Here is a 25,132-nt window from a genome sequence, read left to right as displayed (position 1 = left end):
GACGACCTGGACACCGTCGTGCAGGGAAGACGTTGCGAGCTGATTCCTGAATGGAACCGAGAAACAGTGCCTAGCCGTGCGTCGCAGTGCTGTAGACGTACAGGGCGACCACACCGGTGACGCAGGCAAGGATCACCCATGAACCGAAACTGGTGTGCTTCCCCATACCTTTGGGCCGCACAGCTTTCCTGGAACGACTGGTCCGCCCCGATGCTGCCCGCGGCACGACCGGCGCCGCATCGGCCGCCGCCTCAGCAAGCAGGCGACGGCAGGTCGCGGCAAGCACGTCTGTAGTGGCGGAGAGGGGAACCACAGCTTCCGAACGCGCCGGAGCGGTGGTGCCACCGTCCAGGATGCGCCCCGCTCGTACGAGGACTTCGTCCCGGCCGCCCGCCGGAGCAAGACTGATCCACCGCCGTACATGCTCGCCCCGGATGACCACACCACCGGACCGCTCCCGGTAGACGGTGTGTTCCCGCCACAAGATCTCCGCCAACTCGCTGGCGGTCTCTCTCAGTTGCGCACTCATGACCTCTCCCCCCGCCTCACGGCGAATCGAACAAGTATCGCACTCTAGCGGTAGGCGCAGAGGGGCATCCAACAGCCCCGGGAATGGCAGGTGGCTCATTTCCTCACCCCCCGCACCGGGCCTGGGACGACGTCATGCACACCTACGCCAATCAGGGGTGCGAGCGCGTCGAAGTCACCAGCAAGTGGCTACGGCCCACAGCCGTCATGCAGCGGGATCCACGTTCCACGCCTCGGGCAGATCACTGCCGCGGAAGACGCAGACGAAGTCGTCCTCACGCACGATGTTGTGCTCCTGGCAGCGGGGACAGCGCCGGAACACCACTTCATGCGTGAAGCCCGACGGACGGCCGAGCCCGACCTCATCCAAAGCACAGGCGACTGCCGGCCAGGAGCTGACGTCCGGGCAGTACCCCGGTTGAATGGTTGCTGACATCGACCACGACCGATCGGGCTGCCTCACGGGTGAAGCCGATCTCCCCGGCACTCAGGACCGCTTCTCCGTCGGCACAGGCCACGTGTTCGCTTCGTCGCGGCGCCAGCCGAAGCGCGGCGTCCGTGCCGACCACAACGGTGAACGGTTCGACCAGCTCCGCTGCCGATCTCTCAGCGACCCAGCTGCCGAAGTCAGCCGCCGATCCGATCCGCCGGCCGCCCCTGCCAGGCAGGACCGCGGCCTTCAGGTCGACCGGTCCGACATACCGGTAACTCCGCCCCCGCACGCTCATGTGCGCCAACCTAGAGCACTTCCGAATCACGCCCGGGCACCGCCGCCGAGTCCGGTTCCGAGACGGAGTTCCCAGACCCGGCCCCTGAAAGCCATCGCGTCACGAAGCACACCACCGGCGACACGACCACCACTTCCTGCTGCTCAAGTCCGCATCACGGCCAGGCGCATGGCTTCCATCAGCTCTTCCCGGGCCGCACGGAAGACTCGGCGCGCATCAGCACATTCAGGGTCGTCCCTCCGCGCACCATCCACCACCGCATCCCGGTAGAGGGCGAGCTTGTAGCCGGCGTCCCTGGCCTTCGTGACGACATGTGCCGGAGCCAGCAGTTCGAGCTGGTACTGCTTGACATGTACTCCATGTTCCAGCAGTGCGCTCTGTATCTGCTCCTGCTGCACTGTGTTCGATGCACGGCTTGCCTGGCTGATGACGTCCCTGGCCTGTGTCAGCGCTTCCAGGAACTCAACGTACGAAGACCGCAACATCTCTCTGTCACGCTCGCCCGTATCCCTGCGCCACCTCAAGCGATCCGCCAGGAGCGTGCTGCCGACACCGATGACCGCTCCCAGCATCGTGCTGACCAATGTCGTCCATTCCATACCCGCAGAGTACGGATCCCCTCCAACGGAGCAGCCGTCTTCGCCGGGCAGCCCAGCGCTCGCGCACACGTTCCCGGCCGCCCGAGCGGGCCGGTCGGCGAGGCCTGTGGCCCCGATCGGCACGTGGCCCGCGGCAATCCCGCGGGCCGTCCCAGGCAGCCGTCCAATCCAGTTCCGGATGTCCCTCTGCCCTCTCGGGAACCCGGGCATCATCGGCAGCACGAGCCGGGACCGGGCCAGAGCCCCGGCGGCAGGGTCCGGTCAGACGGGCTCGCCGCCATCGGCCTCCGGGCGTGAGGCGGTACACAACGAGTTCCGGGGCCCGTGAGCGAATCTGCCGACGCGTCAGGAGCCAGGGGCCACCAAGATCTTGACGGCCGTCTCGTTGTGATGGATCAGGGTCTCGAAGCCTTCGGTCACGAGGTCGTCGAGGCCGATGGTCTTGGTGATGAACGGCGCCAGGTCGATGCGCCCTTCCTGTACGAGCTTGATGGTTTGCGGGTGGGAGTTGACGTAAGCGATCGTGCCACGCAGGTCGACCTCCTTGAGGACGAGCTTCTGCATGTCCAGCGACGCCGGTTTGCCCCAGATCGAGATGACGGTGATGACGCCGCCGGGCCTGATGGCGTCCAGCAGTGTGTCGAGGACGACGTTGACGGACGTGGCCTCGAAAGCGACATCCGCGCCCTTGCCGCCAGTGAGGCGCCGGACCTCCTCGGCAACGTCGGAGACGGCGGGGTCGATGACGTGGTCGGCGACCTTGGCGTCCAGCGCCTTCTGCCGGCGCAGCGAGCTGAGCTCGGTGACCGCGACCTCGACACCCATCGCCTTGAGCACCGCGCAGGTGAGCAACCCGATGGGGCCTGCGCCGCCCACGAGTGCGAAGTCGCCCGCCTTGGCGCCCGAGCGCTGGAACGCGTGGTACGCCACCGACAGCGGTTCGATGAGTGCCGCCTGGTCCAGCGGGACATCTCCGACCGGGTGGACCCACCGGCGTTCGACGACGATCTTCTCCGCGAGCCCGCCACCGCGGCCGCCCAACCCGATGAAGTTCATGTCGGGCGAGATGTGATAGGTCGGGTTGTTCTTGCTCGTGTCGACGTCGGGGCGCAGGATGTAGGGCTCGACGACGACGCGATCGCCCGGCTTCAGACCGTCGACGCCTTCGCCCACCGCGTACACGACACCGGACATCTCGTGACCGAGCGTCACCGGGGCGGACTCGCCCGAGACGGGGTGCGGGTGACCGGCCGGCGGAACGAAGATCGGTCCGTCGAGGTACTCGTGCAGGTCGGTGCCGCAGATCCCGCAGTACGCGACATCGATGCCCACCGTGCCCGGCCGTACGGCGGGTTCCGGGACGTCCTCGATACGGATGTCACCGCGGTCGTAGTAGCGTGCAGCCTTCACTTTTGGCCGGCCCCTTCGTCTGTTGTCTGCTCACGTCTCGTGTCGAGTCCCCCCGTGGAACGAGGTATGCACCTCACACGACACATTCACATCAATAGCTAACAGTACGACCCAATTCGGACGCGCGCTCGTGCCAACCGCCTGGGCACGACAGCACGCCCTGTGTCCGCCGCCCCGTTGCCCCTGTCCGGCACAACGCCGACGCTCCTGTATTGGCAGGAAACCTGGTGGCCGACCGGCCCGTTTTCGGTACGCCGACAGACCGGTTGTCAGGAGCAGGGCAAGGCAAGGACGTCATCGATCGCGGACCTGATCATTTCGTCCTGGAGGACCGCCCGGTGGTCACGGTACGTCGACAGCGGCCGGTCGAATCCCTGCACCACGCGCAGGACTGCCGGCGCCCCCGGGGAGACGGTTCCGATCCGGGCGAGGGCCCGCAGCGCGTAGAGAAAGCTGCCGTAGCTGTCGCCGCCGAGGGCGATGGGAGGGAAATGCTCCTCCAGGACGGACACGCTCGGCTCCGGTTCGCCCGTGATCGACCAGAGCGCGACCGCCGCTCGTGGCCGCAACCAGGTGTCGCCGTGCTGCATGAGCTGCTGCACCCGGTCGGCATAGGGTGCGGCCGCCGGGCCGAAGTCGCCGAGAAGGTCGACGGGACCGTAGAGCGGTCCCTCCTGCGTCAGCACCGCCTCGCCGATCATCCGCAGCGCCGTGTCGCGGTCGCCGCCGAGGCGCCAGGTCGCCCATGCCACCTTGTGGTGGTTGCCGGAGTGGTCGAGGACAGTGCACCGGCGTACGGCGGACTCGGCGGAGGCTGCGGCCGGTCCCATCGCCACCAGCGCGTCGACTGCGTACAGCGAGTACCGGGCGTCGTCCAGCAGGGCCACCACCTCTGGCAGCGCGGGCGCCGCGGCCGGCCCCCACGCCTGGAGTACGGCCAGGAAGGAGCAGGTCAGCGCGCCGCCCTTACCGTCGTCGCGGAGCAGCTTCCGTACCCCGGGCAGGAGAATCTCCGCGTGTGCTCGCAGTGGGGCCAGTACCTCCTCGACCTCCGGCAGGTGGGGATCGCTCACGCAGTATCCGCGGGAGTACTGGTCTCGGTACGGCGCGTAGAGACGCTCGACCAGCTCCGGCAGGGCGCGCCGGTCACCCATGCGGGTCAGCGCCCACCGGGCGTGATCGCCCACAGTGCCTTCGAAGAACTCGTCCTCGCCCAAGTCGTCGAGGAGCGAAGCCAGTTCGTCAGCGTACGGAGCCGCCCGGGCACCCAGCGCCGCGAGCAGGTGGGCCGCCCGGTACCGTACGCCGTCGTCCGGGTCGCGGAGCAGTGCGCCCGCGTGCGGCAGCAGCGCGGGCGCCGCGGAGCGCATCACCACCAGCAGCCGCCATGCCTCGTCGAGCGCGGCCCGGCACAGCAGGGTGTCCCCGTTCCGGCGCGCCGCGTCGACGAGTCGGACGACGAAGGAAAGTGCCGTCTGCGGAGTGTCCTCGAGCAGGCGGGCCGTCCAGGAGAGAACGTCCTCACGGGTGAGCGGGCCGTCGATGTCCGGCATGAACCAGAGCTCCTCGAACTGCGGGCGCACAGCCGGGTCGGACAGGACCTCGACCAGCAGGTCCAGCTCGCGGACCGGCGCCAAGGGGTCGAACGCGGCCCAGGAGTGGACGGCCGCGACCCGCATGACGGGAGTGCCGGTCCGTAGCACGCCGGTCATGACCTCTCGTACCCGTTCCACCGCGCTCGCATCGCCGGAGCCGGCCGTGAGGGTTCCGAGCACGAGCAGCGCGGGAAGCCGCACCGTCGGGTCCATCTCGGCCTGCCAACGCTCCAGTAGCACGTCGACACTCTCCGCGATGGGCAGGGCCTCCCTTCGCACCCCGGGCAGGGGGTCCGCGAGCAGGGCCAGGAGTCTGGGCCGATGGAGCCGCCACACCTCGTGCCATGCCGCGTCCGCGCGCCCCTCCCCTGCTTCGGACGCCGCCCCGGACAGGCCCGTCACCAGTTGAACGAGCGTGGCCCGGGCACCCATGTCCGGATCGCCGACGAGAGCGACGACCAGCGGCAGCACAGCGGTCGCGACGGGAATCACACCTCCGGTGCCCGGCGCGGCGTATGGGAACAGAGGGTTGCAGTCTTCCGCGGTCGCCGTCGCACCTTTGGCCACCAGTCTCCGCAGGGCGCGCCGCAGCTCCGCGGTGGGGCCATGCCCGAGCGCCGACTCCAGCCGCTCCCACGGCACATCTTCCAGTGCCTCACCCACGGTGCGTGCCACTCATGCCCCCACTGACCTCAGCCGAACGGTTCTCCGACGGCCATCCTGTCATCGAAGAAGAACCTTTGAGGGTCGCTCACATGGTGCCCATCTGGCTGCCCGGCGCTCTCTGCAAGAATCCGCGTGGTGCTCCGGAAGGTTCGATGACGACAACTGCCGTGCTCCGCATGGGCTGGTGAAAATCCCGCTGCTCACCGCACCGGGCGCCATGGCCAGGGCCGTATCCTCGGTCCGCACCCGGGCCCTGAGCGAAAAGGGCTGAAGGGCGAAGCCGGCCCGTGCTTACATGGGTGCCATGGTGTCTTCCGAGCGCTTGCTCGCCTTCGCAGCCATGTCGTTCCTGCTGATCGTGGTCCCCGGGCCCAGTGTGCTGTTCGTGATCGGGCGGGCGCTGACACAGGGGCGGCGCGCCGCGCTGACCTCGGTCGTGGGCAATACGCTGGGCGCCTATGTGCTCATCGTGGCTGTGGCTCTCGGGGTCGGGGCGATCGTGGAGCGCTCCCTTCTCGTCTTCACGGTGCTGAAAATGGCCGGTGCCGCCTACTTGGTATATCTGGGTGTCAAGGCGTGGCGACAACGTGGCTCGCTGCAGGCCGCGTTCACTGCTGACACGACAACGCAGGGTGGCCTGCGCACGCTGTTGGAGGGGTTCGCGGTCGGCGTGGCCAACCCCAAGACCATTGTGTTCTTCGCCGCCGTGCTTCCGCAGTTCGTCGACCGGAGCCAAGGACACGTCGCGGTGCAAATGCTGGTGCTCGGGCTGGTCTTCAACATCATCGCAGTGGCCTCCGACAGCATGTGGGGACTGATCGCGGCAACCGGGCGGGACTGGTTTGCCCGCTCACCCCGGCGGCTCTCCCTGGTCGGAGGAGTCGGCGGGCTCACGATGATCGGCCTCGGTGTCACCGTCGCCGTGACGGGGCGCAAGGACTGATTCCGTACCGGAGCGGCGACCGGGCCGGCCAAGGCCGGCGACGCGTACGGCGTGTGTTTCGCTGTGCGCAAGGCGGTGGCACTCGGTCCGGTCCGGATGGTGACGCCGTTGCAGATCGGCCGGTCGACGACGGCCGTGCGGCCGTACCCGCCTGCGACGCCCTGCAGGAGCGCGGCCGGGCGACTCGCTGGGGTCGTGTCACAGCCGGCTGGTATCTATAGGCCGCATGAACACCGAGCACGCAGATCCTGATGACCTCGCTGCGATTCGTGGAGCCTTCGGCATCGACGACGGCGGTGAGTCCGCACTGGGCTGGGAGGCGGTGCGAGCCTTCGAATCGGAGCACGGCATAGTCCTGCCCGAGCCCTATCGGACCTTTGTTGCGGAGGTCACCGACGGCTCTCGCTCCGGACCGCCGGACTTCGGGCTGGTGGGACTTGCAGAGCTGCCTGACGACTGGGGTGACGGCCGGGGGGAACGCGACCTGAGCCGCCCCTTCCCGCTCACCTCGAGTTGGCTGTGGGATGAGGACACCAGGCCGTCGGAGGAGATCGATCCGATCCTGGACCGGATGTTCAATCACGGGACGATCGTGCTCGGGACTGACGGCTGCGGCATGTACTGGCACCTCGTCGTCACCGGCGCGCATCGCGGACATGTCTGGTTCATCACCGGCGAAGGGGCGGCCCCATTCGGATCCGGGTTCGGGTTCACCACGGCTGAACCCGGATTCGCGGGGTGGGTCAAGCACTGGGCCGCCGACAAGCCCTGGTTCGACGTGGCATGACGCGTCGGGCCGTGTCTCCTGATCGATCCCGTGGCGTCGACATGTCGCTGGGCTCGTGGACGGGGCCCGGCAGACCACCGCCCCGAGCTCTCTCGACTCGAAAACGGTCCTGTCGCTGCGGGCTGGTCCGTCTGCGGCCGCCGGGCGGTTCGTTTCTCGTAGAACTAGTGGTGGGGTGGCAGCGGCGGGATGGTGGCATTCCTGGGCGCGGTCTCCGGCCAGACCAGCAGGACGGGGCAGGCGGCGTGGTCGACGATGAAGCGGCTGGCCGGGCCGAGACTGCGGGGTCCGACATGGGTACGGTCGCCGTCGCGGGCAAGAATGAGAAGGTCGGCGCCTTCTGCGGCGGTCACGACTTCCCATTCGACGCGGCCCGAGCGTTCTTGGCAGGTACACGGGCGTCCCAGCCGCTGGGCCGCACTGGTCAGCAGCTGTTTCGCGGACGCGGCAGCCAGGTGTTCCACTGCGGTTCCGGGGTCGCGGTCGGGGCGCGCGCGGCCCAGCAGTCCGGCATAGGCGCCGTGGGCGGCGCCCGGCGCCTCATGGCCGGTGACGTGGAGCAGCACCAGCTCGGCGCCCACGGGCGTGTGAGTGCGGGCGGCGTCGACGCAGGCGGGCCAAGTCCCCTCCACGATCCAGACAATGACGGTCACGGAATTCAGCCTCCGATCGCTTGGAGTGAGACCCACAGTGCCACCACGGAGAGCACCAGGGCGGCGGGCACGGCCAACAGGCCGAGCCGGGTGAACTCGCCCAGGTCCACGTCGGTGTCGTGTTCACGCACGATGCGCCGCCACAACAGGGTGGCCAGCGAACCGGCGTAGGTCAGGTTGGGTCCGATGTTCACCCCGAGGAGGACTGCAAGGACGGCGCCCGGGCCGGTGGGGGCGGTCAGCGGCAGCAGGACCAGGACGGCGGGCAGGTTGTTGATGACGTTCGCCAGTACGGCTGCCAGTGCCGCGAGGGCGAGGAGGGCCGGGAGGCCGGTGCCGCCGGGAACCATGTGGCCCAGTACGTCCGCGAGGCCGTTGTCGACCACCGCCCGGACCACGATGCCCAGGGCCAGGACGAAGGCGCAGAACGGCAGGGCCGCGGCCCTGACGATCGCCGTGGGGGTGGTGCGTCGCCGGGCCAGGGCGCGGGCCGCCAGGACGACCGCGCCTGCGGCCGCCGCCCAGGCCGGATCGATGCCGGCGAGCGAGGTCAGGACGAAGCCCGCCAGGGTGCCCGCCACTGTGAGCAGGGCGAACAGAGGCAGTTCGCGGGGCTCGTCGGCCGGCGGGGCCTGGGCGCCGGCGTCGAGGTCGGTGGCGAAGAAGCGGCGGATCACCACGTACTCGGTACCGATGGCCACCAGCCAGGGCAGGGCCATCAGGGCGGCGAAACGGGTGAAGGTCAGGCCACTGGCGGCAAATGCCAGAAGGTTGGTCAGGTTGGAGACCGGCAGCAGCAGTGAGGCGGTGTTCGACAGGTGGGTGCAGGCATAGACGTGCGGTTTGGCGCGGGCGCCGAGGCGGGCGGCGGTGGCGAACACCACCGGGGTCAGCAGCACCACCGTGGCGTCCAGGCTGAGGACCGCTGTGATCAGTGAGGCGGTCACGAACACGAGCACCAGCAGCCGGTGGGGGCGGCCGGCCGCTTGGCGGGCCATCCAGGCGCCGCAGGCGTGGAACAGGCCCTCGTCGTCGCACAGCTGGGCCAGGACCAGGACGGCCGCGAGGAAGCCGATCACCGGGCCCAGCCGGGCGGCCTCGGCCGCCGCGTGGTCCAGCGGGATCGCGCCGGTGGCGATGACCACCCCGGCTGCGGGAACGGCCACTACTGCCTCCGGCCAGCCCCACGGCCGGATCACCGCGCAGGCCAGCACCGCAAGGAGGAGGGCGGCGGAGAGTGCTTCCGCTAGTGAGGCGTTCAGGGGCCGAGCCTTTCCGGAGTGGAGTCCTGGCGCAGGGAACGACCACGCCGGGCGTCTGTCATCGAGTACACCGGAGCCCGGTGGCGCTGGTGAGTCCGCGCAGTCAGCTGTTGCCGGCTCTCGGGTGAAACGGTAACGATTATGGCGATATGCAATCTCCCGGGATGTGTCGGTGGCGAGAGTGGACCTGTCCCGCGCCCGCCACCGTCGGCGAGGCTATCGTTGCTCCGCATGACCCACACCGAGATCGAGATCACCGCGGCGTTGGTCCGGGACCTGCTGCGCGACCAGCACCCCGACCTGGCCCACCACCCCCTGAAGCTCGGCGCGCGTGGTTGGGACAACCAGCTGTGGCGGCTCGGCGACGACCTCGCCGTCCGGTTGCCGTGGGCGACACGGACTGCGGACGAGTTGCTGCGCAAGGAGTACACCTGGCTGCCCGCCCTTGCCCCGCACCTTCCTCTGCGGGTCCCCGTCCCGCAGCGCCTCGGTGAGCCCTCGGAACGGTTTCCACGGCCCTGGATCATCACCACCTGGGTGCCGGGCGAGCCCGCCGACTGTGCCCCCGCCACACGCGCCGCGGAGGCGGCCGACACCTTGGCCGCCTTCCTGACAGCTCTTCACCGCCCCGCTCCCGCCGGGGCGCCCGCCGGTCGTGACCGCGGGGGGCCACTGGCCGACGCCACCGAAGGGTTCGCCAAGATGCTCGCCTCGGCCACCGAGCTGGGGCTGATCCCCGACCCGGACGCCGTACGCGCGGTCTGGGAGGACGCCGCCGCCGCGCCCGCCTGGGAGGGCCCGGCACTGTGGCTCCATGGCGATCTGCACCCCGCCAACGTTCTCACCGCGGACGGCACCTTCTGCGGTGTGATCGACTTCGGCGATCTCTTCGCAGGCGATCCGGCCTGCGACCTCGCCGCCCCCTGGGCACTGCTGCCGGACGGCGGCGTCGACCGCTTCTACGGGGCCTACCGGCCGGCCCCGGACGACGCGACCCTGCGTCGCGCCCGTGGCTGGGCGGCGCTGCGCGCCCTCTCCTGCATCCTCATCGGAGATGCCGGCGTCCACGGCCGCCCCGGCGGCAAGCCCACCTGGGGTCCGCCCGCCCACGCCACGCTCCGACGCCTCATCGCGACGGCCCGTTGAACGACCGGGCCGAGCAGGCCACCGGAACAAGGCGGGCCCTGCCCGGCTGCTGGACCAGGCTGCTGAGCGGTCACTTCGGTGGAGTCCGCTCGAACCGTCCGCGCCGTTGACGAAGGTGCGCGTTCGACGGGTCGGGGTTCACGGACGAGCGCCGGCACGCGATGGCGGCCGGGTTGCCGTACGCCGACGCCCGGTGCCTGGTCGCGTACGACGACCGGGACAATGCGGTGGCGGCGGTGACGGTGTGGTCGGCCGGTCGGGGCAGGCCCGGACTGCTCGAACCGATGGGCGTCCACCGGGAGCATCGCCGCCGCGGCCTCGGCGAGGCAATCACCGTGGCCGCGGCGCTCCAGGAGCTGGGCTCGTCAAGTGTGCTCGTCCGCACCCCGAGTTCCGATGCCGGCGCTGTCGTCACCTACAAGGCGGCCGGTTTCCGGCAGCGCCCAGAGGTCCAGGAACGATACCGGAGCGCCTGAGGTCCTGCTCCTCGGGCGGCGAGGGTGTGCAGTTGTCGTCGGTGCGGTGGTCGTGTCTTCAGTGTCGCTCGTGGCCGAGGCCCGCGATCTCCCGTATGGCCTCGGCGATGGCCGGGGACTCCTTCTTCAGGATCGCACCGTGGTTGCTGGCGACCTTCGCACTGATTCTGATGTTTGCGTTGCGGGCAGTCACCGCGTCGAGGCTGGTCCGTATCCGCTCCTGCTCGTCACCGCGGCTTCCGAGGGACGTCCCCGAAGCGACCACGTACCGTACCGGGACAGTGATGTTGTCCAGCACGGGACCCAGTTCGCGCTCGCGGGAGATCACACCGATCTCGATGTTGCTTTCCGCCTGCTGTTCGGGAGTCATCCGCGGGGCCAGACCAGTCGGGCGCAGCAACGGCAGGAACCAGCCCATGCGCCGGAACATCTTCCTGATCCGCTGCTCCATGGCTTCGTCGAGCCAGTCGTACGGGAACGCGCCGTCGACCAGGACCGCGCCGAGGGTACGGTCCGGATTGCGGTCGGCCCAGTGTGCTGCCACGAACGCTCCGTAGGACCAGCCCACGAGCAGCGCACGGTCCACGCCCCTGGCCGCGAGGACGGCATCGACGTCCCGGACGGCTGCCTCGAAGGAGTAGTCCGCCGAGCGCTTCGATTTCTTGCCGCGGGCCCGCTCGTCGTAGGTGATGTGCCGCCACCCGGTCCCCAGTTCGGCGAGGACCCGCCGCCAGTACCCCTGGGTGGCGAACTGGCCGTTGAGGTAGACCACCGGGATGCCGGGACCGCAGGTGTCGGTGACCGCCAGGGCCGTGTCGTCGACCGGGACCATGCCGGTCCACTGCGAGATGGTCGAGGATGTGCTGTTCGTCGTCATGTTTCCCCCTGGTCGGATCAGGCGTCCTGTACGGCTCTTGTCCGGGACCTGCATGCGGATCGCGGGCCTCGCGGGTCGGGTGGCCGGGCCTCGGGAACGAGCGGCAGGAGCTCGGTCGTGGTCGGCCCGGCCGGATACCTCTGGTTCCGGTTCTGTCAGAGGCTGCGGGCGGTGATGTCGCCGCGAGCGGTGGTGGCGCGGATGTCGAGTTCGGCGGTGCCGTTGTTCTTGAGGGCGTTGCTGATGCGGCCGTGGTCGGTGCCGGCGTCCAGGACTGCCGGGACGCCGGCGGCGGCGCCCACCGTGATGTCGCCGGACCGGGTGCGGAGCGCGACCGTGCCGCGTACTGCCTCGGTGATCCGGATGTCGCCTCTTGTGGTGCTTATCTCCGCGGGGCCGTTGAGCCGGCCGACTTCGACGTCACCGTCGATCGCGGTGAGGCGGACGCTCTCCGCCTCGTCGATCCTGATCTGGCGGTACGCGCCTTCGAAGGCAAGGTCGCCGAGGCGTCCGACGCCGCGGAGCTCGGCGCCGGCGGTCCTGGCCTCGACGCGGGAGCCGACGGGCAGTCGGACGGTGACCTCCAGGGATCCGGAGGGGCCGGAGAGCCGGGTGTCCGGGGTCGAGGCCGTGATCCGAAGGACGCCGTCGGCGCAGGCGACGGTGGTCTGCTCAGCCGTCTTGGTGTCGCGGCTCCTGGAGGGGTTCGCGGGCAGGACCTCGACGGTGGTGTCGGCGCGGTTGGAGGCGATGAACTGGATACGTCCGGCGGGAATGTCCAGGACGGCGGAGATCGGGGCGGGGGTGTCGAACTTCTGCATGGTGTCTCCCATGGCGCTGACTGTTTCTGACACAGGAAACGCTACGTTGCTTTCCAAAGTTCGACAACATATTCATTGCACACGATTTACGTTTACGCAGGCGGAAGCATTGAAATCGTTGCAATAGCTATGAAGCTAACGCAACGTCAATCGCTCAGTCATTGCAATGAATAGAGGATGAACGCTACGACCGGCCCACCGTGCCACCGGAGGCGGGGCCCACTGGCGCGGACCTCGGTGCGCTTGGGCAGCAGGGGCCGGCCGAAGCCTGGGCGCAGATCCCGGGCCTCCATGACCAACCCCTGCTGAACCTGCATGAACGCCCCATGAGAGAAGATCCGGCACACTCCGCACACGGACTCCGTGTTGGGGCCGACCTGATCAGGCGACAACGACAGGTTCGCCGCTCAGCGCCACACCGGCCCGGCGTAGCTCGTCGAGTGCCGTGCGCGTGGTGTCTGGGGCGACGCCGGCGGTGTAGTCGAGCAGGACCTGTACCGCAAAGCCCGCCCGTACTCCGTCCAGCGCGGTGGCTTTGACGCAGTGGTCGGTTGCGATGCCCACGACGTCGAGGTCGGTGACATCGCGGGCCTTCAACCAGTCGGACAGCGTCGTCCCGTCCTGGGTGAAGCCTTCGAATCCGCTCTTGGAGGCGGAGTGCGCTCCCTTGAAGACGACCTCGTCGACGTGCCCGGAGTCCACAGCAGGCGCGAAGTCCGGGTGGAACTCACCTCCTTCGCTGCCGACGACGCAATGCACGGGGAACGAGTCCTGGAAGTCGGGGTTCTCGGAGAAGTGGGTGCCCGGATCGATGTGGTGGTCACGGGTGGCCACGACGAAGGCGTACTGCTCGTCCGAGCGCCGAAGCAGCTCGGCGATGGCGGCGGCCCGGTCCGCGCCGCCCTTCACCGGAACGCTGCCGCCCTCGCAGAAGTCCTTCTGCACATCGACGATGATCAGTGCACGACGCATGGGGAATGCCCTTTCCCTCGGATACAGCCATTCCCTCGATGGTCGCCCTGCCGCCAGTGGACGGGCGCGCCACTCGCCGGTCGTTCACCCGAGCGGCGCGGCACGCACGGCAACGCGGTGCAGCACTCCCTCCCCTCACCCGCAGGAACCGCAGGGACAGTGAAGTCCCGCAGCGTGCTCCCCTCAGCCGTCGAAGCAGGTCAGCACGGGCGCCCTGCACGAAAGCCGGTGAACTGGGGTGAAGCGCATACTGGAAGTGCACGCCGAGCGTGCCGGTGATGGGGCTCACCGCAACCGCGGTCGATGACCGCTGACGGTCCCTGGTTGTCTCTCTGCGACCAGGAGGAACCATGCCCACGCCCACAGAGCCCCGGCCGTCGGCACATATGCCCGGTGGGCCGAGTGGTACGGCGCCGCAGGACCGGGCGAGGAAGGTCTGCGGGGAGGGGATCGCGCCGTGACCGGCACGGCCCGGCCCCGCAAGGGTCTCCCGCTCCGCGGCCAGGCGGACGGTCGGCATTGGCCGGACCGGTCGCGGCGGGGCGCGGCGGCGGAGCACGAGCGGCGCGCCCTGAGCGACGCTCTGCACCTGCTTGAGGGCGGGCTGTGCGCCGTGTGCCGGGAGCGCGACGAGTGCGCGGCGCGCCGGCTGTCGTATTTCGTCATCGAAACCCATACGGAGCAGGGCACCCGTACCCGGGGCGAGGAAGCCTCGGGATTCCGTCCCGCGCACACTCGGCGCCTGCTCGCCGATGCTTCGGCCACATGGCTGATGCCTCAGGTACACGACCCGGCGCTCGCCGGAGGGATACGGCTGCTCGACGCACCGGACACGCGCCGTGCCCGATGTCCGTGCTGTGTGGCGGGTGATGACACGATCGCGCGGGCGTCGGAGACTCCGCTGCACGGCTTCGGCCGCGTGCAGATCCGGGATGCGGTGCAGCAGGGCGCGCTCTGCCTGCCACACACGGCATCGCTCGCCGCACGTGCCCCCTACGAGCACGGTCCTCATCTCGCCGACGCGGCACCCGCGTTCCCGGAGGAGGGGCGCCGCGGCCTTGTACGGCCGGCCGGTACGGATGAAGACGCGCAGGCCCGCAGCGTGCTCTTCGACCGGATCGACCCCATTCTCCCGGTCGAGGAGGAGCAGCAGCGCTCGGTGACCAGCTGCTGGAGAGCCGACGCGGACGTGGGCTGCTGCCCGCTGTGTCTGGCCGAACACCGAACTGTGCGACGCCTGTTGACGTGGGCGGCGGCCACGGACCGCGGGCGTCCCTCGGGCGAGGAATCCGTCCTGTGCGCCCGCCACCTCCACGACCTGGCCGCTGCCGACGGGCCGGATGTCGCCGCTGTTCTCGCCGCCAACCACGACCGGTGGAATACGCGGCTCAGCCGATTCCGCGGACTTCTGGCCGAAGGCGGAAAGCGGCGCGCCGGCGCCGGACTGCCGGCCCCGCATGAAGGCGTCCCCGACCGCTCCGAGGACGTACCGGAGTACCAACACCCCATCGCCAGGAGGAAGTCATGGAGTTCGACGTGACGGTGGAGATCCCTCGGGGATCCCGCAACAAGTACGAGATGGACCACACACTGCACCGCATCCGTCTGGACCGGCTGCTGTTCACCTCCACCAAGTACCCGGCCGACTACGGCTACGTCGAGGGAACACTGGGCCGCGACGGCGACCCGCTCGACGCGCTCGTCCTGGTAGGCGAACCGACGTTCCCCGGCTGCCTCGTCGAGTGCCGGGCTGTCGGCATGTTCGTCATGAAGGACGAGAAGGGGCCCGACGAGAAGGTCCTGTGTGTCCCCGCGCATGATCCGCGCTATGCCACCGTGCAGGACATCGGTGACATTCCCACCTTCGACACCTTGGAGATCACCCACTTCTTCGAGGTGTACAAGGATCTTGAACCGGGCAAGTCCGTCGAGGGATCCCACTGGGAAGGACGGGCCGCGGCGTATGCGGAGATCGAGGCATCCCGCGAACGCGCCCTCAGCGAAGAGACCGGAGAACCCTCGTGACCGCTGCGGGCAATCCGGGTGGGCCGGCCCCTCTCCGGCACGGACAGGGACCCGGTCCTCCCACCCGGTCCCCGTCTCGCTGAGGAGGCATCATGCCAGTGCGTATTTCCGGGCTTCACGCCGTGGAGATTCTCGGCTCCCGTGCCCGTCCGACTCTCGCTGTCAGCCTCATCACCGCGGACGGCACCCGCGTCCGGGCGGGAGTCCCCTCCGGGGCGTCCACCGGCAGCCGCGAGGCGGTCGAGGTGCGCGACGGCGATCCTGCCCGGTTCGCCGGTCAGGGAGTACGGGCCGGCATCCTCACTGTGTGACGGTGGTACCGCGGGGGACGATGAAGTCGTCGAGCGTCGCCGTGCCCGGCGCGAGGTGGGACCACGACGGGCCGGTCGGCGACAGCACCGCGACCGCGGAGGTCGGGTACTTCACGCGTGCCCGCGCGAGTGACTCGGCCTCTCCGCCTCCTGCGAGGGACAGGACCAGGTCCTGCACTCCGGGCTGGTGCCCGATCAGCAGAACGGTCCGTTGCCGCTCCCGCACATCACGCAGAACGGCTACCAGGGTGGACGCGCTCGCCTCGTACACCCGTGGCTCGAACACCACCTCCGGTGACGCGCCCAGCTGCGCCGCCACCAGATCCCATGTCTGCCGGGTACGCCGGGCCGTCGAGCAGATGACCAGGTCGGGAACGTACTTCGCGTCATGCAGCCGACGTCCGACTGCCGGAGCGTCCCGGCGGCCCCGGCCCGCGAGCGGGCGCTGGTGGTCGAGGACGCCGTCCGGCCAGGCCGACTTGGCGTGCCGCAGCACGATCAGTCGGGCCGGGGCAGGCCTGGGCACGGTCTCACCCCGCTTCCCGCAGCGGAAGGCGGCCGATCTCACGGATGAGTTCCAGGCCGAGAATCCGGTCCAAGGAGGCGAAGGTCTCGAACTTCGCGCCCTCGGGCACGCCATCGGCCACCTCGGCGCGGAGCAGCAGGTCGAGTACAGCCGGCGTGCCGAGGTCCGCCGCCAGCGCGTCGGCCGCCGCGCGGCTCACTTCCCGCGGCACCGGTTTCGACGGCGAACACGCCCAGTGCGCAACCCGTCCCCGCCAGCGCAGCAGTGTCCGATCTGCCTCGACGACATCACCGGGCGTGAGGGTGAGCGGCCGGTGGTACGGCCGGCTGAGCAACCCGAGCCTGATGGCCAGCAGATCCTCGCACCCTGCCGGACGTCGCCCGTGCACCCCCGTCCCGTCCGCACGTCCCACCTCCACCCAGACCCCCGGTTCGACATCGTGCCGTCCGTCGCCGAAGACATCGACGTGGGCCGGGCCGCCAAGGGCGTCGAGCGCCTCTGCGCCGCTGCCGGTGAACGAGGCAGGGGGGTGCACTCCGAGCGCGGTCATGAAGGTCTGCAACGTCCTGACCCGCTCCGGTGACGGGTCGGGAAGCTCGCAGGCCCAGATCAGCTGGTGGCCGTCCGCCTCCAGCGTCCGCAACAGCACGTCCGCGACGACGAGTATCCGTGCGTGGAGCGGCCCTGGCTCGCCGTTGATGACCGGCAGGTGCACGCTCATGCGCAGCAGCCGATTGCGCGCCGCCGTGAGTGCCACCGCATGACGCGTACGGCCGTCAATGACCGTCGTCACAGCGAGTCCTCCTTCCGCCGGCGTGCGTCAGTCCATGCATCCGGTGAGCTGGAGGTAGGTGTGGTGGGCATCCGCCACCAGTCGATCGGCCTCCTTCCGGCTGCCGCAGCCCGTCAGCCGATACGTTGATCCGGGTGAGAGCCTGCCGAGCGCAGCTGCCCATGCGGCCGGCTCCGCGTGCCAGCGGCCCAGGTCCGCGAGGTCGACCAGATCGACGAAGGGCTCGGCCTCGGCGACGCACACCACCTCGTTCAGGTCACGTCGGCCGTCGCTCAGATGCAGCACGGCCACCGGCCAGGCCGGCACCTCGTCGCCCGGCCGCGCCGGCTCCTGCATCAGGACCATGGTCCGCACGGACCGGCCGTCCTCGCCCAAGGTGTCCTGAGCGCATCCTTCGCCCACGGGCCAGCCGCCGTCGCGGCTCGATTCATCGTGCTCGGCGGACTCCGGACTGCCGTGCCTGCCGATGGAGGACCCGATGGTCGACTCGACCTCGACCTTGATGCGAGGCACCGCGCCCACCTCCCGCAACGCCGGACGGCTGGATCACGCAGAGGCCATCAGCGCCGCATCGGCGCGGTTGCGGCGAGCCTCATCGCCCCATGTGTCCAGTGTCCCGCGCACGGCCAGGTGGTACAACCGCCGGCCCCGGCCGGATGGGAGAACGTTCGCGGCGCCTGGGAAGCTGCCCGGAGCGGTGATCTCGTTCTCATCGCACGGCGGTGGGGCCCGCCGTACCCGAACCGCGGCGACGACGCCGTCAGCGGCTGCCTCGCCCTCGGCCTGCTCACCGGCGCGGTCGCGGCCGGGTCGGCCCCACCCGCGGTACAGCTTTCATCGGCATCGGGTTGTGCGGGGCACTGACGACGTACTCCACCTTCTCGTACGAGACGTTGCGCCTGGCCCAGGACGGGGCACGCTTCTGCCCGGCGGCCAACGTCACGGCGAGCGTGGTGGCCGGACTCGGAGCCGCGTTCACCGGCGCGGCGCTCGCCCGGGCCGTCTGGAGGTAGTCGCCCCGCCCGGCAAAGACGCCGGGCCGACTGGGCTCCGGCGGGATCAGGCGAAGGCGGTTCTCAGGGCGGACCAGGCGATCTTCGGGTCGGAGAGGCCGTGGTACATCGTCGGGATCTCCTTGTCGACGCCGAAGTGGTGGTAGACCGCGAGCATGGCCGCGCGGACCGAGTACTCGACGGTGAACACCACGTCCTCGGGGATCTCGACGAACTGGCCGAGGAACGCGAAGTTCTTGGCACCGTCGGGAACGACCAGAGGCCGGTCGGCGACGGTGCGACGCTGGAACTGGGCGTCGATATAGGGCATCTGCACCGTGGTCACCTTGGTGGTGGCCCGGACCTCGTCGGCGATGTCGTCGAAGCCGAGGTGGCCGAGGAGCTCGTCGAGGATCTCCGCGCCGGTGCAGTCGTCCATCTTCTTCGGCACGTGGTCGCCGGGGACGTCGCCGAACAGCGAGTATCCCCACAGCGTGTACGTGTCCTCCTGCTGGTCCCGGAAGTGCGGTTGAGCCGGCACGACGACCGAGAGGAGCCAGCGCGAGTCCTTCCAGGTCATCAGGGCACCTTCGCCGGGGACGTTGCCGGTGTACTCCTGGATGCGGTCCAGCAGAGTTCTGCCGGTCATGGTGAGGGTGAAGGACTCCCACTTGCTCTCGTCGATGTTGCCGCAGAAGGCGGTCGGACGGCCGAAGTCGGGGGCCTTCTTGGCGATCGACTCCCACAGCCGCCAGGAACCGTCCCGCTTGTCGCGGATCAGCTCGGGAACTGTGGAACGGTCGCCGTACGTGGTGTCGGCCGTCATCGACCCGATCGTCAGGAACGTGTAGTCGTCCTCGCCCAGTTCGATCGTCCCCGACTCGGCGCCGTCACGCTCCAGGCGGAGTCGGAAGACCCTGCGGGCGGTGGCGTCGGAGAAGTCGATGTCGGTGACGGTCACCCCGAACTCGGTCCGCACTCCCTGGGCGATGAGCCACTCCTGGATCGGACGGATGACGGAGTCGTACTGGTTGTACTTGCTGCGCCGCACCCCGGACAGCGTGTGGATGCGGTCGAATTCCTGGACGAAGGCGAGGAAGTATCGCTTCAGCTCGATCGCCGAGTGCCAGGTCTGGAACGCGAACGTCGTACGCCACATGCACCAGAAGTTCGTGGTGAAGAAGTGCGGCTGGAAGAAGTCGTCGATACGACGGGCGCCGATCACCCGCTCGGGCAGCGCGAGCAGCCGGGTCATGTCGACGCGATCGCGGGCGTCCAGGCCGAGCCGGGAGGCGTCGGCGATGGTGCGATCGCTGTTGATGATCCGGGCCTTGGCGTTCGTGGGGTGCTCGATGTTGAAGGCCAGCATCTCCTGCCGTACCGAGATCGCCGGATCGTCCAGGGTCGGGATCGTTTCCAGGAGGTTCCACAGGCACACGTAGTGCTCTTCTTCGAACATCCGGCCACCACGGGTGACGTATCCGCCCTCGGAGGTCGGGGCGGGGGCTCCGTCCATCGATCCGCCCACGATCGGCAACTGCTCCAGAATGTGCACGTTCTCGCCGGGCACCCCCGCGTCCCGTACGAGGAAGGCGGCTGCGGCGAGCGAGGCCACGCCACCGCCGACGAGGTAGACCTGGGAGTTCTTCGATGCCGGCACGAGCTGACCTCCGGTACGGCGGGAACGAGCACGGAGCGGTCGCGGCGGACTGTGCGGCCCGCCGGCTCCCCACCGAGCCTCTCGCACCTCCGTACATCGCGCGAACGGAACAGGCCGGGCGCCATCGGCCCGGTCACCGGGGTTCACGGAGCCGTCGAGGCTGCCGAGCGGGCGTCACATGGAAACCCGCTCGACTTGATCGCCCTCTCGAAGAGACCCTGTGGCATGGAGTTCTTCTGCTATCACCGCGACCGGCCCGGCTCAGTGACGCTGCGCGCCGAGCTATTGGAAGACCACTGGTCCTATATGGACCGGTACGCGCAGGAGATGATCGCCCGGGGCCCGACACTCGTGGGCGACACGCCCACCGGCAGTGTGCACATCGTCGACCTGCCCGATGCCGTTGCCGCCCGCACGTTCGCCTTCGACGAGCCCGGTTACCAGGCCGGCGTGTACCGCGATGTGCTGGTACGACGATGGCGCAACCTGCTGGGGCGCACCATGTGGGACTTCCCCGGTGGCCGGACCGGTGGCAACCGCTACCTGGTGCTCGGCCTGGGCACGGGGCAGACCGCCGATCTCACGGTGCCGCTCCATCGGGACGAGCTGATCGCCTACGGACCACTGCTGTCCGACGACGGCACCGCCTGGCTGGGCACGGCGGCGTTGGTCCGGGCGCCGGACCCGGACACGGCACGTGCCGTTCTCACTGCGGAGCGGTACGCAGACATCGAGGTGCACAACTGGCAGTTCGGCGGACGGCGGTCCTGAGCGAGGAGTTCGGAGGCCGATGGCCGCGCGGCCGTTCGGGTCGTTCAGCTTCCCCGTGTCCGCCCGTACCCCCGGCGCATCGGCCTGACCACCGGTGCCCGGGCATTGCCCCGCTCACGCGTCCGGCACCCAGCTCCCGTGGAAGCCGAGCGGCACTCGCCCCGGCAGGTGGATACGGGCCAGCGGGCGGCCGGTGAAGTCCTGCGCGGAAAGGATCACCAGGTCGCTCGCACCGCGGTCGGGGTCGTGCACATAGGACAGGAGGTAGCCGTCGTCCTCGTCCCGTGACCCGCGGCGTGGCACGAACACGGGCTCCCCGGCTGCCGCGCCGACCGGGAATCGGTGCACCTGCCGGCTGCCCCGCAGCATGTCGTGCTTCACCAGGCAGTTGGTGAACCTGTCGTCCGGCGGGATCCCGTCGACCGTCTCGTAGGCACGCCACATCTCCGCCGCGCTCGCCGCGTACCCGAAGCGATGCCGGCGCGACACGAGGGACTCGTTGACACGGGGGAACTCCTGCGGCAGGTCGTCGATCCGAGTGCTGCGGACACGGCCCGCGCGCAGGTCGATGGTCCAGCGGTCGAGCACGGGCGTGCCGTTCGCGGAGGGTCCGCCGTTGCCCCGGCCCGCGGCGTAGAACGGTGCGGGCATCGTGGTGAGTTCCATGACGATGGTGTCGCCCTGGTCGTAGGCGTTGAGCGTGTGCGAGTAGTACACCGGATCGATCTCGAACCAGCGGACGGCCCCGCCGGTCCGGGGCATCACCCCCACCCGCATGGGGTGTTGCGGATTCCAGACATAGGGTACGGGTGCGCCCGCCTCGGCGGCCGCCATGTCGAAGGTGATCGGCACATCGACGATCACCACGTACTTCTCCGTGAGTGCGAAGTCGTGCATCATCGGCGCGTCCGCCACCGGAATCCTGGTGGTCCGTGCCACCCGGCCGGTCCGGTCGACCACGAGGTGGCGCACATGGTCCCAGGTCGGGTAGTACGCCACCGCGTGCAGTTCGTCCGCCGCCGCGTCGTACTTGGTGTGCGCGGTGAACGCGCCCTCCAGTGTGGAGCGGAAGTCGTAGGGCCGCACCGTGTTCAGCTCGCCGTCCAGTTCGTACGGCAGTGGTCCGCTCTCCTGGAGGGCCAGGATGCGCCCCTTGTACGGGATGATGTGTGTGTTGCAGGCGAAGTCGTCCGGCGGCGCCTCGCCCGGGTACGGCTCGCCCAGTTTCCGTGCCACCTGCGAGGAGCGCACCCACCGGTTGCGGTACCACTCGGCGCGCCCGTCACGCAGCCGCACCCCGTGCACCATGCCGTCGCCGAGCATCCAGTGGTGGGCCCGCGGATCCTCGACGCCCAGCACGTTGGGGCCGGTACGCAGGTAGCGGCCGTCCAGGTCGCGCGGGATCCGGCCGGTCACCTCCAGGCCGAACGCGGTGAGTTCCTCGGTGACCGGGGCGAAGGCCCCGTCCAGGAACGGGAACGTGTCCCCGCCTCCGGCTCCTGTGCCACCGGTTGCGGCCTGCGCCGCGGTGGCGTAGTGGCCGAGGCCGTAGCCTGCTACGACGCTCCCGGCCGCCGCGAGTGCCGCTCCGTGGAGGATCCGTCGGCGTGTGTGACCGGTCATCGCTCTTCCCTCTCTGTGATCGGTGCCCGGCGGGTCCTCGCCGGTCCTGGGAAAGAGTCTGCTGCGCCGGCGAGGGCGAGTCAGGCGGCCTGAGGCCCGTGTACGGGGGTGGTGCTGGTGCCACCCCCATAGGCCCACCACCAAGGAATCATCCCTGTACGAAGATGAATTGACGGTAAGTCACACATGGTCCTCGACTCGCGGGAGTCGGATGCAATCGGAGGGAAGTCGCCCTCGTCACCGACACGCGGACCTGCGCTCCGACTCCGGGCGTGTATCCATTATCGCCGTGTGCCGGGACTCCTGTCACCGTTCTCCGTAATGATCTTTGCACCCGCTATGCGCCTTAGGGTTCCTGACAACGAGTTCAAGTCACTTGCTCGACCCTGGAGTTGAAAATGACGCACGACATTGCCGCGCTGGTCATGGAACTTACGGACATGGCTGCGGCCGATCACCGGTCCTCGATCCGCGCGAACAGCGACGATCCCGCCGAGCAGTTGGCGTGGCGCCGGTTGACCGCACGGCACGGTGACCGGCTCGGCGAGATCCTGGATGAGTACGGATGGCCGACGGCAGATCTGGTCGGCGAGGAGGCCGCACGTGCGGCCTGGTTGATCGCCCAGCACGCCGATCGGCAGCTCGACATCCAGCGCCGCGCCCTCCGACTGATGGAGCAGGCGGTGTCGGCAGGCGCGGCCCGCCCGCGCGAGCTGGCCTTTCTGCGCGACCGCACGCTGGTCAACGAGGGCCGCAAGCAGCTCTACGGCACGCAGATCGCCGGTGTGAAGGACGGGGCACCGCTTCCGTGGCCCTGCGAAGAGCCCGACCGGATGGACGCACTGCGTGCGGAGGTCGGCATCGAGCCCTTCGACGAGTACGTCGCCAAGTTCGCGGTGGCCTGACGGCCCTTTCGCAGTCGCCTCCGGCGGATCGGATCGCTCCTCGGGTGCGGGCCCGTGCCGAAGGCCGAGCGCGGTCAGCGGATGCGCAGGGCCTCGTCGATCCTGTCGCGCAGTGTGCGTGCGGCCTCGGGTGACAGGAGCGCCTCCATCTCTCCGTCGTCGTGGAGCGCAAGGCGGATGTGGTCGTGATGGCCTGTGGTGGCGGCATCGATGCTGATGGTCGGATCGCCCTCGGCACGGAAGCGAGCGGTCTCGTCGAAGCCGTTCAGGGCCCGGATGTCGGGGCCGGGCACGCTGGACCGGATGCTCATGGCCGCCATTCCTCGCGGTAGTCGGGGTGGTCGGCATAGGGCAGGGTCAGGTGGCGGAAGACTTCCAGCAGGACCGTGCGTTCCACACCGGCCGTGAGCTTGTTGAAGGAGTCCGGCAGCGCCGCACTCGTCTCCGGCTCCTCGTACCGCTTGAGCAGTCCACGCTTGGCCTCGACTTCGCGCAGGGCGCGAGCCGGGTCCTGGTGGGCGATGTGGGCGGCGTGCTGGTCGCTCACTCCGGTGTTGTGCGTGACCACCATTCCGGCGTCGTCACTCACCAGACCGCTCCCCGAGCCGTGATCCAGCCAGCGGAGCCCGTCAGTGCCGCCGCCCCCGGCAGCGCGCGCCACGGACTCGTCCTCGTCGAGCCTGTCACGAAGGAACCGCATCAAGTCGTCCATGCGGCCATCCTCTCGTACCGGCTGGGCCGGGACGGAAGGATCGGTGAACCGGGGGCGACGCCCGATCTTGACGAACGGCCTCGTCGTCGGCAGCCATCGATGTCAACAGGTGGCGCCGTCGGCGGACTTCGCCGCGAAGCGATCAGTCAGGCCAGGAACACCATCGCGACCGTGACCACGAAAAGCAGTCCGATGTAGGCCCAGGCATGGATGCGGTCGGGAATCCTCGGCGGGCGTCGCCGCAGTACCGCGATGACCGGCAGGGCCCCCAGGAGCAGCGCCGAGGCTGCGCGGAGGTCGATGAGGCCCACCAGCCGCACCTGCGCGTGCATGGCGGCGGGAACCGCTGCCACGCACAGGGACACCGCGGTGGCCGGCAGTGCGATGGCGAGGGTCAGGGGGTTGGCCAGTGCGGTCGCCACGCTCATCGTGTGCCCGGCCCGTCGCATCGCTGGGACGGTCATGACGCTGCCGCCGACGCCCAGGAAGGCGGCGACCGCACCGATCGGTGCGCCGAGGGCGGAGGGCAGCGGACGCGGGGCGTCCGCTGCTGTCCCGGCGTGGATGCTCGGGCGGAGGAAGCCGGGGCGCAGGAGCAGGTCGGTGATGGTGAGCGCGACGTACGCGACGAATGCCCAGTGGGCCAGGGCGGACGGAGCGAGGCGTGCGGCGAGCGCACCGGCCGAGGCGCCGGCCGCCAGAAGCAGGAGCAGCATGCCGCTGCCGCGGAGCGAGAGGAGTACCCGCCGCGGCGTGACGGCCGTCGCGAACCCCGCGTTCACCACCATCACCAGGGCCGAGGTGGCCGTCGCCACCCGCATCGCGTCCGCGCCGAGTACGGCGTCCGCCCAAACCACGACCGGTACCGCGACGAACCCTCCACCGAATCCGAACAACACAGTCGTCACCCCGGTGAGGAGCCCGACCCCGATCAACATCACGAAGTCCATGCCTCCCACCTCATCAGCCGCGGGGGCCTGCTCGCATGCGATGGTCGGCACACTTCTTTCGCGTGTCAGCCACTAGTGTCCTGAGTCGGAGATTCATCGTTGGTTGGGTATGAGTCGTCCGGGTCCGAAGATTCCGCCGTTGTTGGTGACTGATGCCCAGCGGGCGGTGCTGGAGGGCTGGGTGCGTCGCCGGACGACGGCCCAGGCTCTGGCCCAGCGGTCGCGGATCGTGCTGGAGTGCGCCGAGGGACACTCCATTCTGGAGGTGTCCCGTCGGCTGAATGTTGCCGCGGACACGGTCCGCATCTGGCGGCGGCGGTTCATCGAACGCGGCCTCGAAGGGCTCTCGGACGAACCGCGACCGGGTGCCCCGAGGAAGATCACAGATGCCGACGTCGAGC

At 69.4% G+C, this 25,132-nt stretch carries 25 protein-coding genes, 4 pseudogenes and 1 riboswitch; of the genes and pseudogenes, 11 read left to right on the top strand and 18 right to left on the bottom strand.

Going from position 1 to position 25,132, the window contains the following annotated elements:
- Positions 1-70 precede the first annotated feature (70 nt).
- The 5 genes and pseudogenes from ACWCPY_RS33445 to ACWCPY_RS33425 form a co-directional block, all read right to left on the bottom strand.
- A complete protein-coding gene (locus ACWCPY_RS33445; protein WP_451271351.1) occupies positions 71-529 on the bottom strand; it encodes a hypothetical protein in 459 nt (152 codons plus the stop codon).
- 204 nt (positions 530-733) lie between these two features.
- Positions 734-1,256 (bottom strand): annotated as a pseudogene (locus ACWCPY_RS33440) (hypothetical protein).
- A gap of 143 nt (positions 1,257-1,399) precedes the next feature.
- Positions 1,400-1,855, bottom strand: coding sequence for a hypothetical protein (locus tag ACWCPY_RS33435; protein ID WP_451271349.1), 456 nt, complete (start codon positions 1,853-1,855; stop codon positions 1,400-1,402).
- A 345-nt stretch (positions 1,856-2,200) separates the two neighbouring features.
- On the bottom strand, positions 2,201-3,265 hold the full coding sequence (locus tag ACWCPY_RS33430; RefSeq protein ID WP_451271347.1) for a 2,3-butanediol dehydrogenase: 1,065 nt from the start codon (positions 3,263-3,265) through the stop codon (positions 2,201-2,203).
- 269 nt (positions 3,266-3,534) lie between these two features.
- A complete protein-coding gene (locus ACWCPY_RS33425; protein WP_451271345.1) occupies positions 3,535-5,535 on the bottom strand; it encodes a hypothetical protein in 2,001 nt (666 codons plus the stop codon).
- A 295-nt stretch (positions 5,536-5,830) separates the two neighbouring features.
- On the opposite strand from ACWCPY_RS33425, the gene ACWCPY_RS33420 reads away from it, so the two are divergent.
- Positions 5,831-6,469 (top strand): LysE family translocator, encoded by a 639-nt coding sequence (locus ACWCPY_RS33420; protein ID WP_451271343.1) that lies wholly within the window; start codon positions 5,831-5,833, stop codon positions 6,467-6,469.
- A 226-nt stretch (positions 6,470-6,695) separates the two neighbouring features.
- On the top strand, positions 6,696-7,256 hold the full coding sequence (locus ACWCPY_RS33415) for an SMI1/KNR4 family protein (protein ID WP_451271341.1): 561 nt from the start codon (positions 6,696-6,698) through the stop codon (positions 7,254-7,256).
- A gap of 164 nt (positions 7,257-7,420) precedes the next feature.
- Here the strand turns inward: ACWCPY_RS33415 and ACWCPY_RS33410 are convergent, their stop codons facing one another.
- Positions 7,421-7,909 (bottom strand): universal stress protein, encoded by a 489-nt coding sequence (locus ACWCPY_RS33410; RefSeq protein ID WP_451271339.1) that lies wholly within the window; start codon positions 7,907-7,909, stop codon positions 7,421-7,423.
- Positions 7,910-7,914: 5 nt separating this feature from the next.
- Positions 7,915-9,171 (bottom strand): SLC13 family permease, encoded by a 1,257-nt coding sequence (locus ACWCPY_RS33405; RefSeq protein WP_451271403.1) that lies wholly within the window; start codon positions 9,169-9,171, stop codon positions 7,915-7,917.
- 231 nt (positions 9,172-9,402) lie between these two features.
- Here ACWCPY_RS33405 and ACWCPY_RS33400 point away from each other — a divergent pair, with 231 nt between their 5' ends.
- Together ACWCPY_RS33400 and ACWCPY_RS33395 are read left to right on the top strand one after the other, a co-directional pair.
- Complete coding sequence (locus ACWCPY_RS33400; protein ID WP_451271337.1) at positions 9,403-10,317, top strand: aminoglycoside phosphotransferase family protein; 915 nt, start codon at positions 9,403-9,405, stop codon at positions 10,315-10,317.
- Positions 10,318-10,430: 113 nt separating this feature from the next.
- Positions 10,431-10,793, top strand: a pseudogene (locus tag ACWCPY_RS33395) (GNAT family N-acetyltransferase); the annotation flags it as partial.
- Positions 10,794-10,851: 58 nt separating this feature from the next.
- Here ACWCPY_RS33395 and ACWCPY_RS33390 read toward each other — a convergent pair.
- From ACWCPY_RS33390 to ACWCPY_RS33380, 3 genes are all read right to left on the bottom strand, one after another.
- Entirely contained in the window at positions 10,852-11,670 is an 819-nt protein-coding gene (locus ACWCPY_RS33390) for an alpha/beta fold hydrolase (protein WP_451271335.1), read from the bottom strand.
- Between the two features lie 155 nt (positions 11,671-11,825).
- Complete coding sequence (locus ACWCPY_RS33385; RefSeq protein WP_451271401.1) at positions 11,826-12,491, bottom strand: DUF4097 family beta strand repeat-containing protein; 666 nt, start codon at positions 12,489-12,491, stop codon at positions 11,826-11,828.
- 381 nt (positions 12,492-12,872) lie between these two features.
- The gene (locus tag ACWCPY_RS33380) at positions 12,873-13,463 is read right to left on the bottom strand and encodes an isochorismatase family protein (RefSeq protein WP_451271333.1); all 591 of its coding nucleotides are present in this window, start codon (positions 13,461-13,463) and stop codon (positions 12,873-12,875) included.
- 457 nt (positions 13,464-13,920) lie between these two features.
- Between ACWCPY_RS33380 and ACWCPY_RS33375 the strand changes: the two genes are divergently transcribed.
- The 3 genes and pseudogenes from ACWCPY_RS33375 to ACWCPY_RS33365 form a co-directional block, all read left to right on the top strand.
- Positions 13,921-15,003, top strand: a complete 1,083-nt coding sequence (locus ACWCPY_RS33375) for a hypothetical protein (RefSeq protein ID WP_451271331.1) — start codon at positions 13,921-13,923, stop codon at positions 15,001-15,003.
- Positions 14,988-15,488, top strand: coding sequence for an inorganic diphosphatase (locus tag ACWCPY_RS33370; RefSeq protein WP_451271329.1), 501 nt, complete (start codon positions 14,988-14,990; stop codon positions 15,486-15,488). The genes ACWCPY_RS33375 and ACWCPY_RS33370 overlap by 16 nt, the downstream gene beginning before the upstream one ends.
- A 92-nt stretch (positions 15,489-15,580) precedes the next feature.
- Positions 15,581-15,787 (top strand): annotated as a pseudogene (locus ACWCPY_RS33365) (phosphopyruvate hydratase); the annotation flags it as partial.
- Position 15,788: 1 nt separating this feature from the next.
- Here ACWCPY_RS33365 and ACWCPY_RS33360 read toward each other — a convergent pair.
- Genes ACWCPY_RS33360 through ACWCPY_RS33350 form a run of 3 tightly spaced genes read right to left on the bottom strand, consistent with a single transcriptional unit; the run spans position 15,789 to position 17,631 of the window.
- Positions 15,789-16,325 (bottom strand): SixA phosphatase family protein, encoded by a 537-nt coding sequence (locus ACWCPY_RS33360; RefSeq protein ID WP_451271327.1) that lies wholly within the window; start codon positions 16,323-16,325, stop codon positions 15,789-15,791.
- 4 nt (positions 16,326-16,329) lie between these two features.
- Positions 16,330-17,118 carry a hypothetical protein gene (locus ACWCPY_RS33355; protein ID WP_451271325.1) on the bottom strand — a complete coding sequence of 263 codons (789 nt, stop codon included), beginning with the start codon at positions 17,116-17,118 and terminating at the stop codon, positions 16,330-16,332.
- Between the two features lie 27 nt (positions 17,119-17,145).
- Positions 17,146-17,631 carry an inorganic diphosphatase gene (locus ACWCPY_RS33350; protein WP_451271323.1) on the bottom strand — a complete coding sequence of 162 codons (486 nt, stop codon included), beginning with the start codon at positions 17,629-17,631 and terminating at the stop codon, positions 17,146-17,148.
- 31 nt (positions 17,632-17,662) lie between these two features.
- A riboswitch (Fluoride riboswitch) is annotated at positions 17,663-17,727 on the bottom strand.
- A 150-nt stretch (positions 17,728-17,877) separates the two neighbouring features.
- On the opposite strand from ACWCPY_RS33350, the pseudogene ACWCPY_RS33345 reads away from it, so the two are divergent.
- A pseudogene (locus ACWCPY_RS33345) lies at positions 17,878-18,131 on the top strand (fluoride efflux transporter FluC); the annotation flags it as partial.
- Between the two features lie 46 nt (positions 18,132-18,177).
- On the opposite strand, the gene ACWCPY_RS33340 reads toward ACWCPY_RS33345, so the two are convergent.
- Positions 18,178-19,770, bottom strand: a complete 1,593-nt coding sequence (locus ACWCPY_RS33340) for an oleate hydratase (protein ID WP_451271321.1) — start codon at positions 19,768-19,770, stop codon at positions 18,178-18,180.
- Positions 19,771-19,995: 225 nt separating this feature from the next.
- On the opposite strand from ACWCPY_RS33340, the gene ACWCPY_RS33335 reads away from it, so the two are divergent.
- Entirely contained in the window at positions 19,996-20,541 is a 546-nt protein-coding gene (locus tag ACWCPY_RS33335) for a YciI family protein (protein ID WP_451271319.1), read from the top strand.
- Positions 20,542-20,655: 114 nt separating this feature from the next.
- Here the strand turns inward: ACWCPY_RS33335 and ACWCPY_RS33330 are convergent, their stop codons facing one another.
- Positions 20,656-22,164 (bottom strand): carotenoid oxygenase family protein, encoded by a 1,509-nt coding sequence (locus ACWCPY_RS33330; RefSeq protein WP_451271317.1) that lies wholly within the window; start codon positions 22,162-22,164, stop codon positions 20,656-20,658.
- Positions 22,165-22,562: 398 nt separating this feature from the next.
- On the opposite strand from ACWCPY_RS33330, the gene ACWCPY_RS33325 reads away from it, so the two are divergent.
- Entirely contained in the window at positions 22,563-23,069 is a 507-nt protein-coding gene (locus ACWCPY_RS33325; RefSeq protein WP_451271315.1) for a DUF6624 domain-containing protein, read from the top strand.
- 74 nt (positions 23,070-23,143) lie between these two features.
- Here ACWCPY_RS33325 and ACWCPY_RS33320 read toward each other — a convergent pair whose 3' ends face one another.
- The 3 genes from ACWCPY_RS33320 to ACWCPY_RS33310 all read right to left on the bottom strand — a co-directional run bounded on the left by ACWCPY_RS33320 (position 23,144) and on the right by ACWCPY_RS33310 (position 24,731).
- Positions 23,144-23,380, bottom strand: coding sequence for a hypothetical protein (locus ACWCPY_RS33320; RefSeq protein ID WP_451271313.1), 237 nt, complete (start codon positions 23,378-23,380; stop codon positions 23,144-23,146).
- Complete coding sequence (locus ACWCPY_RS33315) at positions 23,377-23,781, bottom strand: DUF6221 family protein (protein WP_451271311.1); 405 nt, start codon at positions 23,779-23,781, stop codon at positions 23,377-23,379. Before ACWCPY_RS33315 ends, ACWCPY_RS33320 begins: the two co-directional genes overlap by 4 nt.
- 146 nt (positions 23,782-23,927) lie before the next feature.
- Positions 23,928-24,731: a TSUP family transporter gene (locus tag ACWCPY_RS33310; protein WP_451271309.1), complete on the bottom strand. Its 804-nt coding sequence runs from the start codon at positions 24,729-24,731 to the stop codon at positions 23,928-23,930.
- A 145-nt stretch (positions 24,732-24,876) separates the two neighbouring features.
- Between ACWCPY_RS33310 and ACWCPY_RS33305 the strand changes: the two genes are divergently transcribed.
- Positions 24,877-25,132, top strand: a 256-nt coding sequence (locus ACWCPY_RS33305) for a helix-turn-helix domain-containing protein (protein WP_451271307.1), incomplete at its 3' end; no start/stop codon positions are given.

Source organism: Streptomyces sp. NPDC002403, assembly GCF_053593015.1.
This window is presented reverse-complemented; position numbering and strand designations above follow the sequence as displayed.

Excerpts from the sequence above, each read along its gene's own strand:
- ACWCPY_RS33380 (WP_451271333.1), bottom strand. The coding sequence starts at position 13,463 with ATGCGTCGTGCACTGATCATCGTCGATGTGCAGAAGGACTTCTGCGAG.
- ACWCPY_RS33400 (WP_451271337.1), top strand. The coding sequence starts at position 9,403 with ATGACCCACACCGAGATCGAGATCACCGCGGCGTTGGTCCGGGACCTG.
- ACWCPY_RS33315 (WP_451271311.1), bottom strand. The coding sequence starts at position 23,781 with ATGGACGACTTGATGCGGTTCCTTCGTGACAGGCTCGACGAGGACGAG.
- ACWCPY_RS33310 (WP_451271309.1), bottom strand. The coding sequence starts at position 24,731 with ATGGACTTCGTGATGTTGATCGGGGTCGGGCTCCTCACCGGGGTGACG.
- ACWCPY_RS33415 (WP_451271341.1), top strand. The coding sequence starts at position 6,696 with ATGAACACCGAGCACGCAGATCCTGATGACCTCGCTGCGATTCGTGGA.
- ACWCPY_RS33390 (WP_451271335.1), bottom strand. The coding sequence starts at position 11,670 with ATGACGACGAACAGCACATCCTCGACCATCTCGCAGTGGACCGGCATG.
- ACWCPY_RS33435 (WP_451271349.1), bottom strand. The coding sequence starts at position 1,855 with ATGGAATGGACGACATTGGTCAGCACGATGCTGGGAGCGGTCATCGGT.
- ACWCPY_RS33330 (WP_451271317.1), bottom strand. The coding sequence starts at position 22,164 with ATGACCGGTCACACACGCCGACGGATCCTCCACGGAGCGGCACTCGCG.
- ACWCPY_RS33335 (WP_451271319.1), top strand. The coding sequence starts at position 19,996 with ATGGAGTTCTTCTGCTATCACCGCGACCGGCCCGGCTCAGTGACGCTG.
- ACWCPY_RS33445 (WP_451271351.1), bottom strand. The coding sequence starts at position 529 with ATGAGTGCGCAACTGAGAGAGACCGCCAGCGAGTTGGCGGAGATCTTG.
- ACWCPY_RS33320 (WP_451271313.1), bottom strand. The coding sequence starts at position 23,380 with ATGAGCATCCGGTCCAGCGTGCCCGGCCCCGACATCCGGGCCCTGAAC.
- ACWCPY_RS33420 (WP_451271343.1), top strand. The coding sequence starts at position 5,831 with ATGGTGTCTTCCGAGCGCTTGCTCGCCTTCGCAGCCATGTCGTTCCTG.
- ACWCPY_RS33325 (WP_451271315.1), top strand. The coding sequence starts at position 22,563 with ATGACGCACGACATTGCCGCGCTGGTCATGGAACTTACGGACATGGCT.
- ACWCPY_RS33370 (WP_451271329.1), top strand. The coding sequence starts at position 14,988 with ATGGAGTTCGACGTGACGGTGGAGATCCCTCGGGGATCCCGCAACAAG.
- ACWCPY_RS33385 (WP_451271401.1), bottom strand. The coding sequence starts at position 12,491 with ATGCAGAAGTTCGACACCCCCGCCCCGATCTCCGCCGTCCTGGACATT.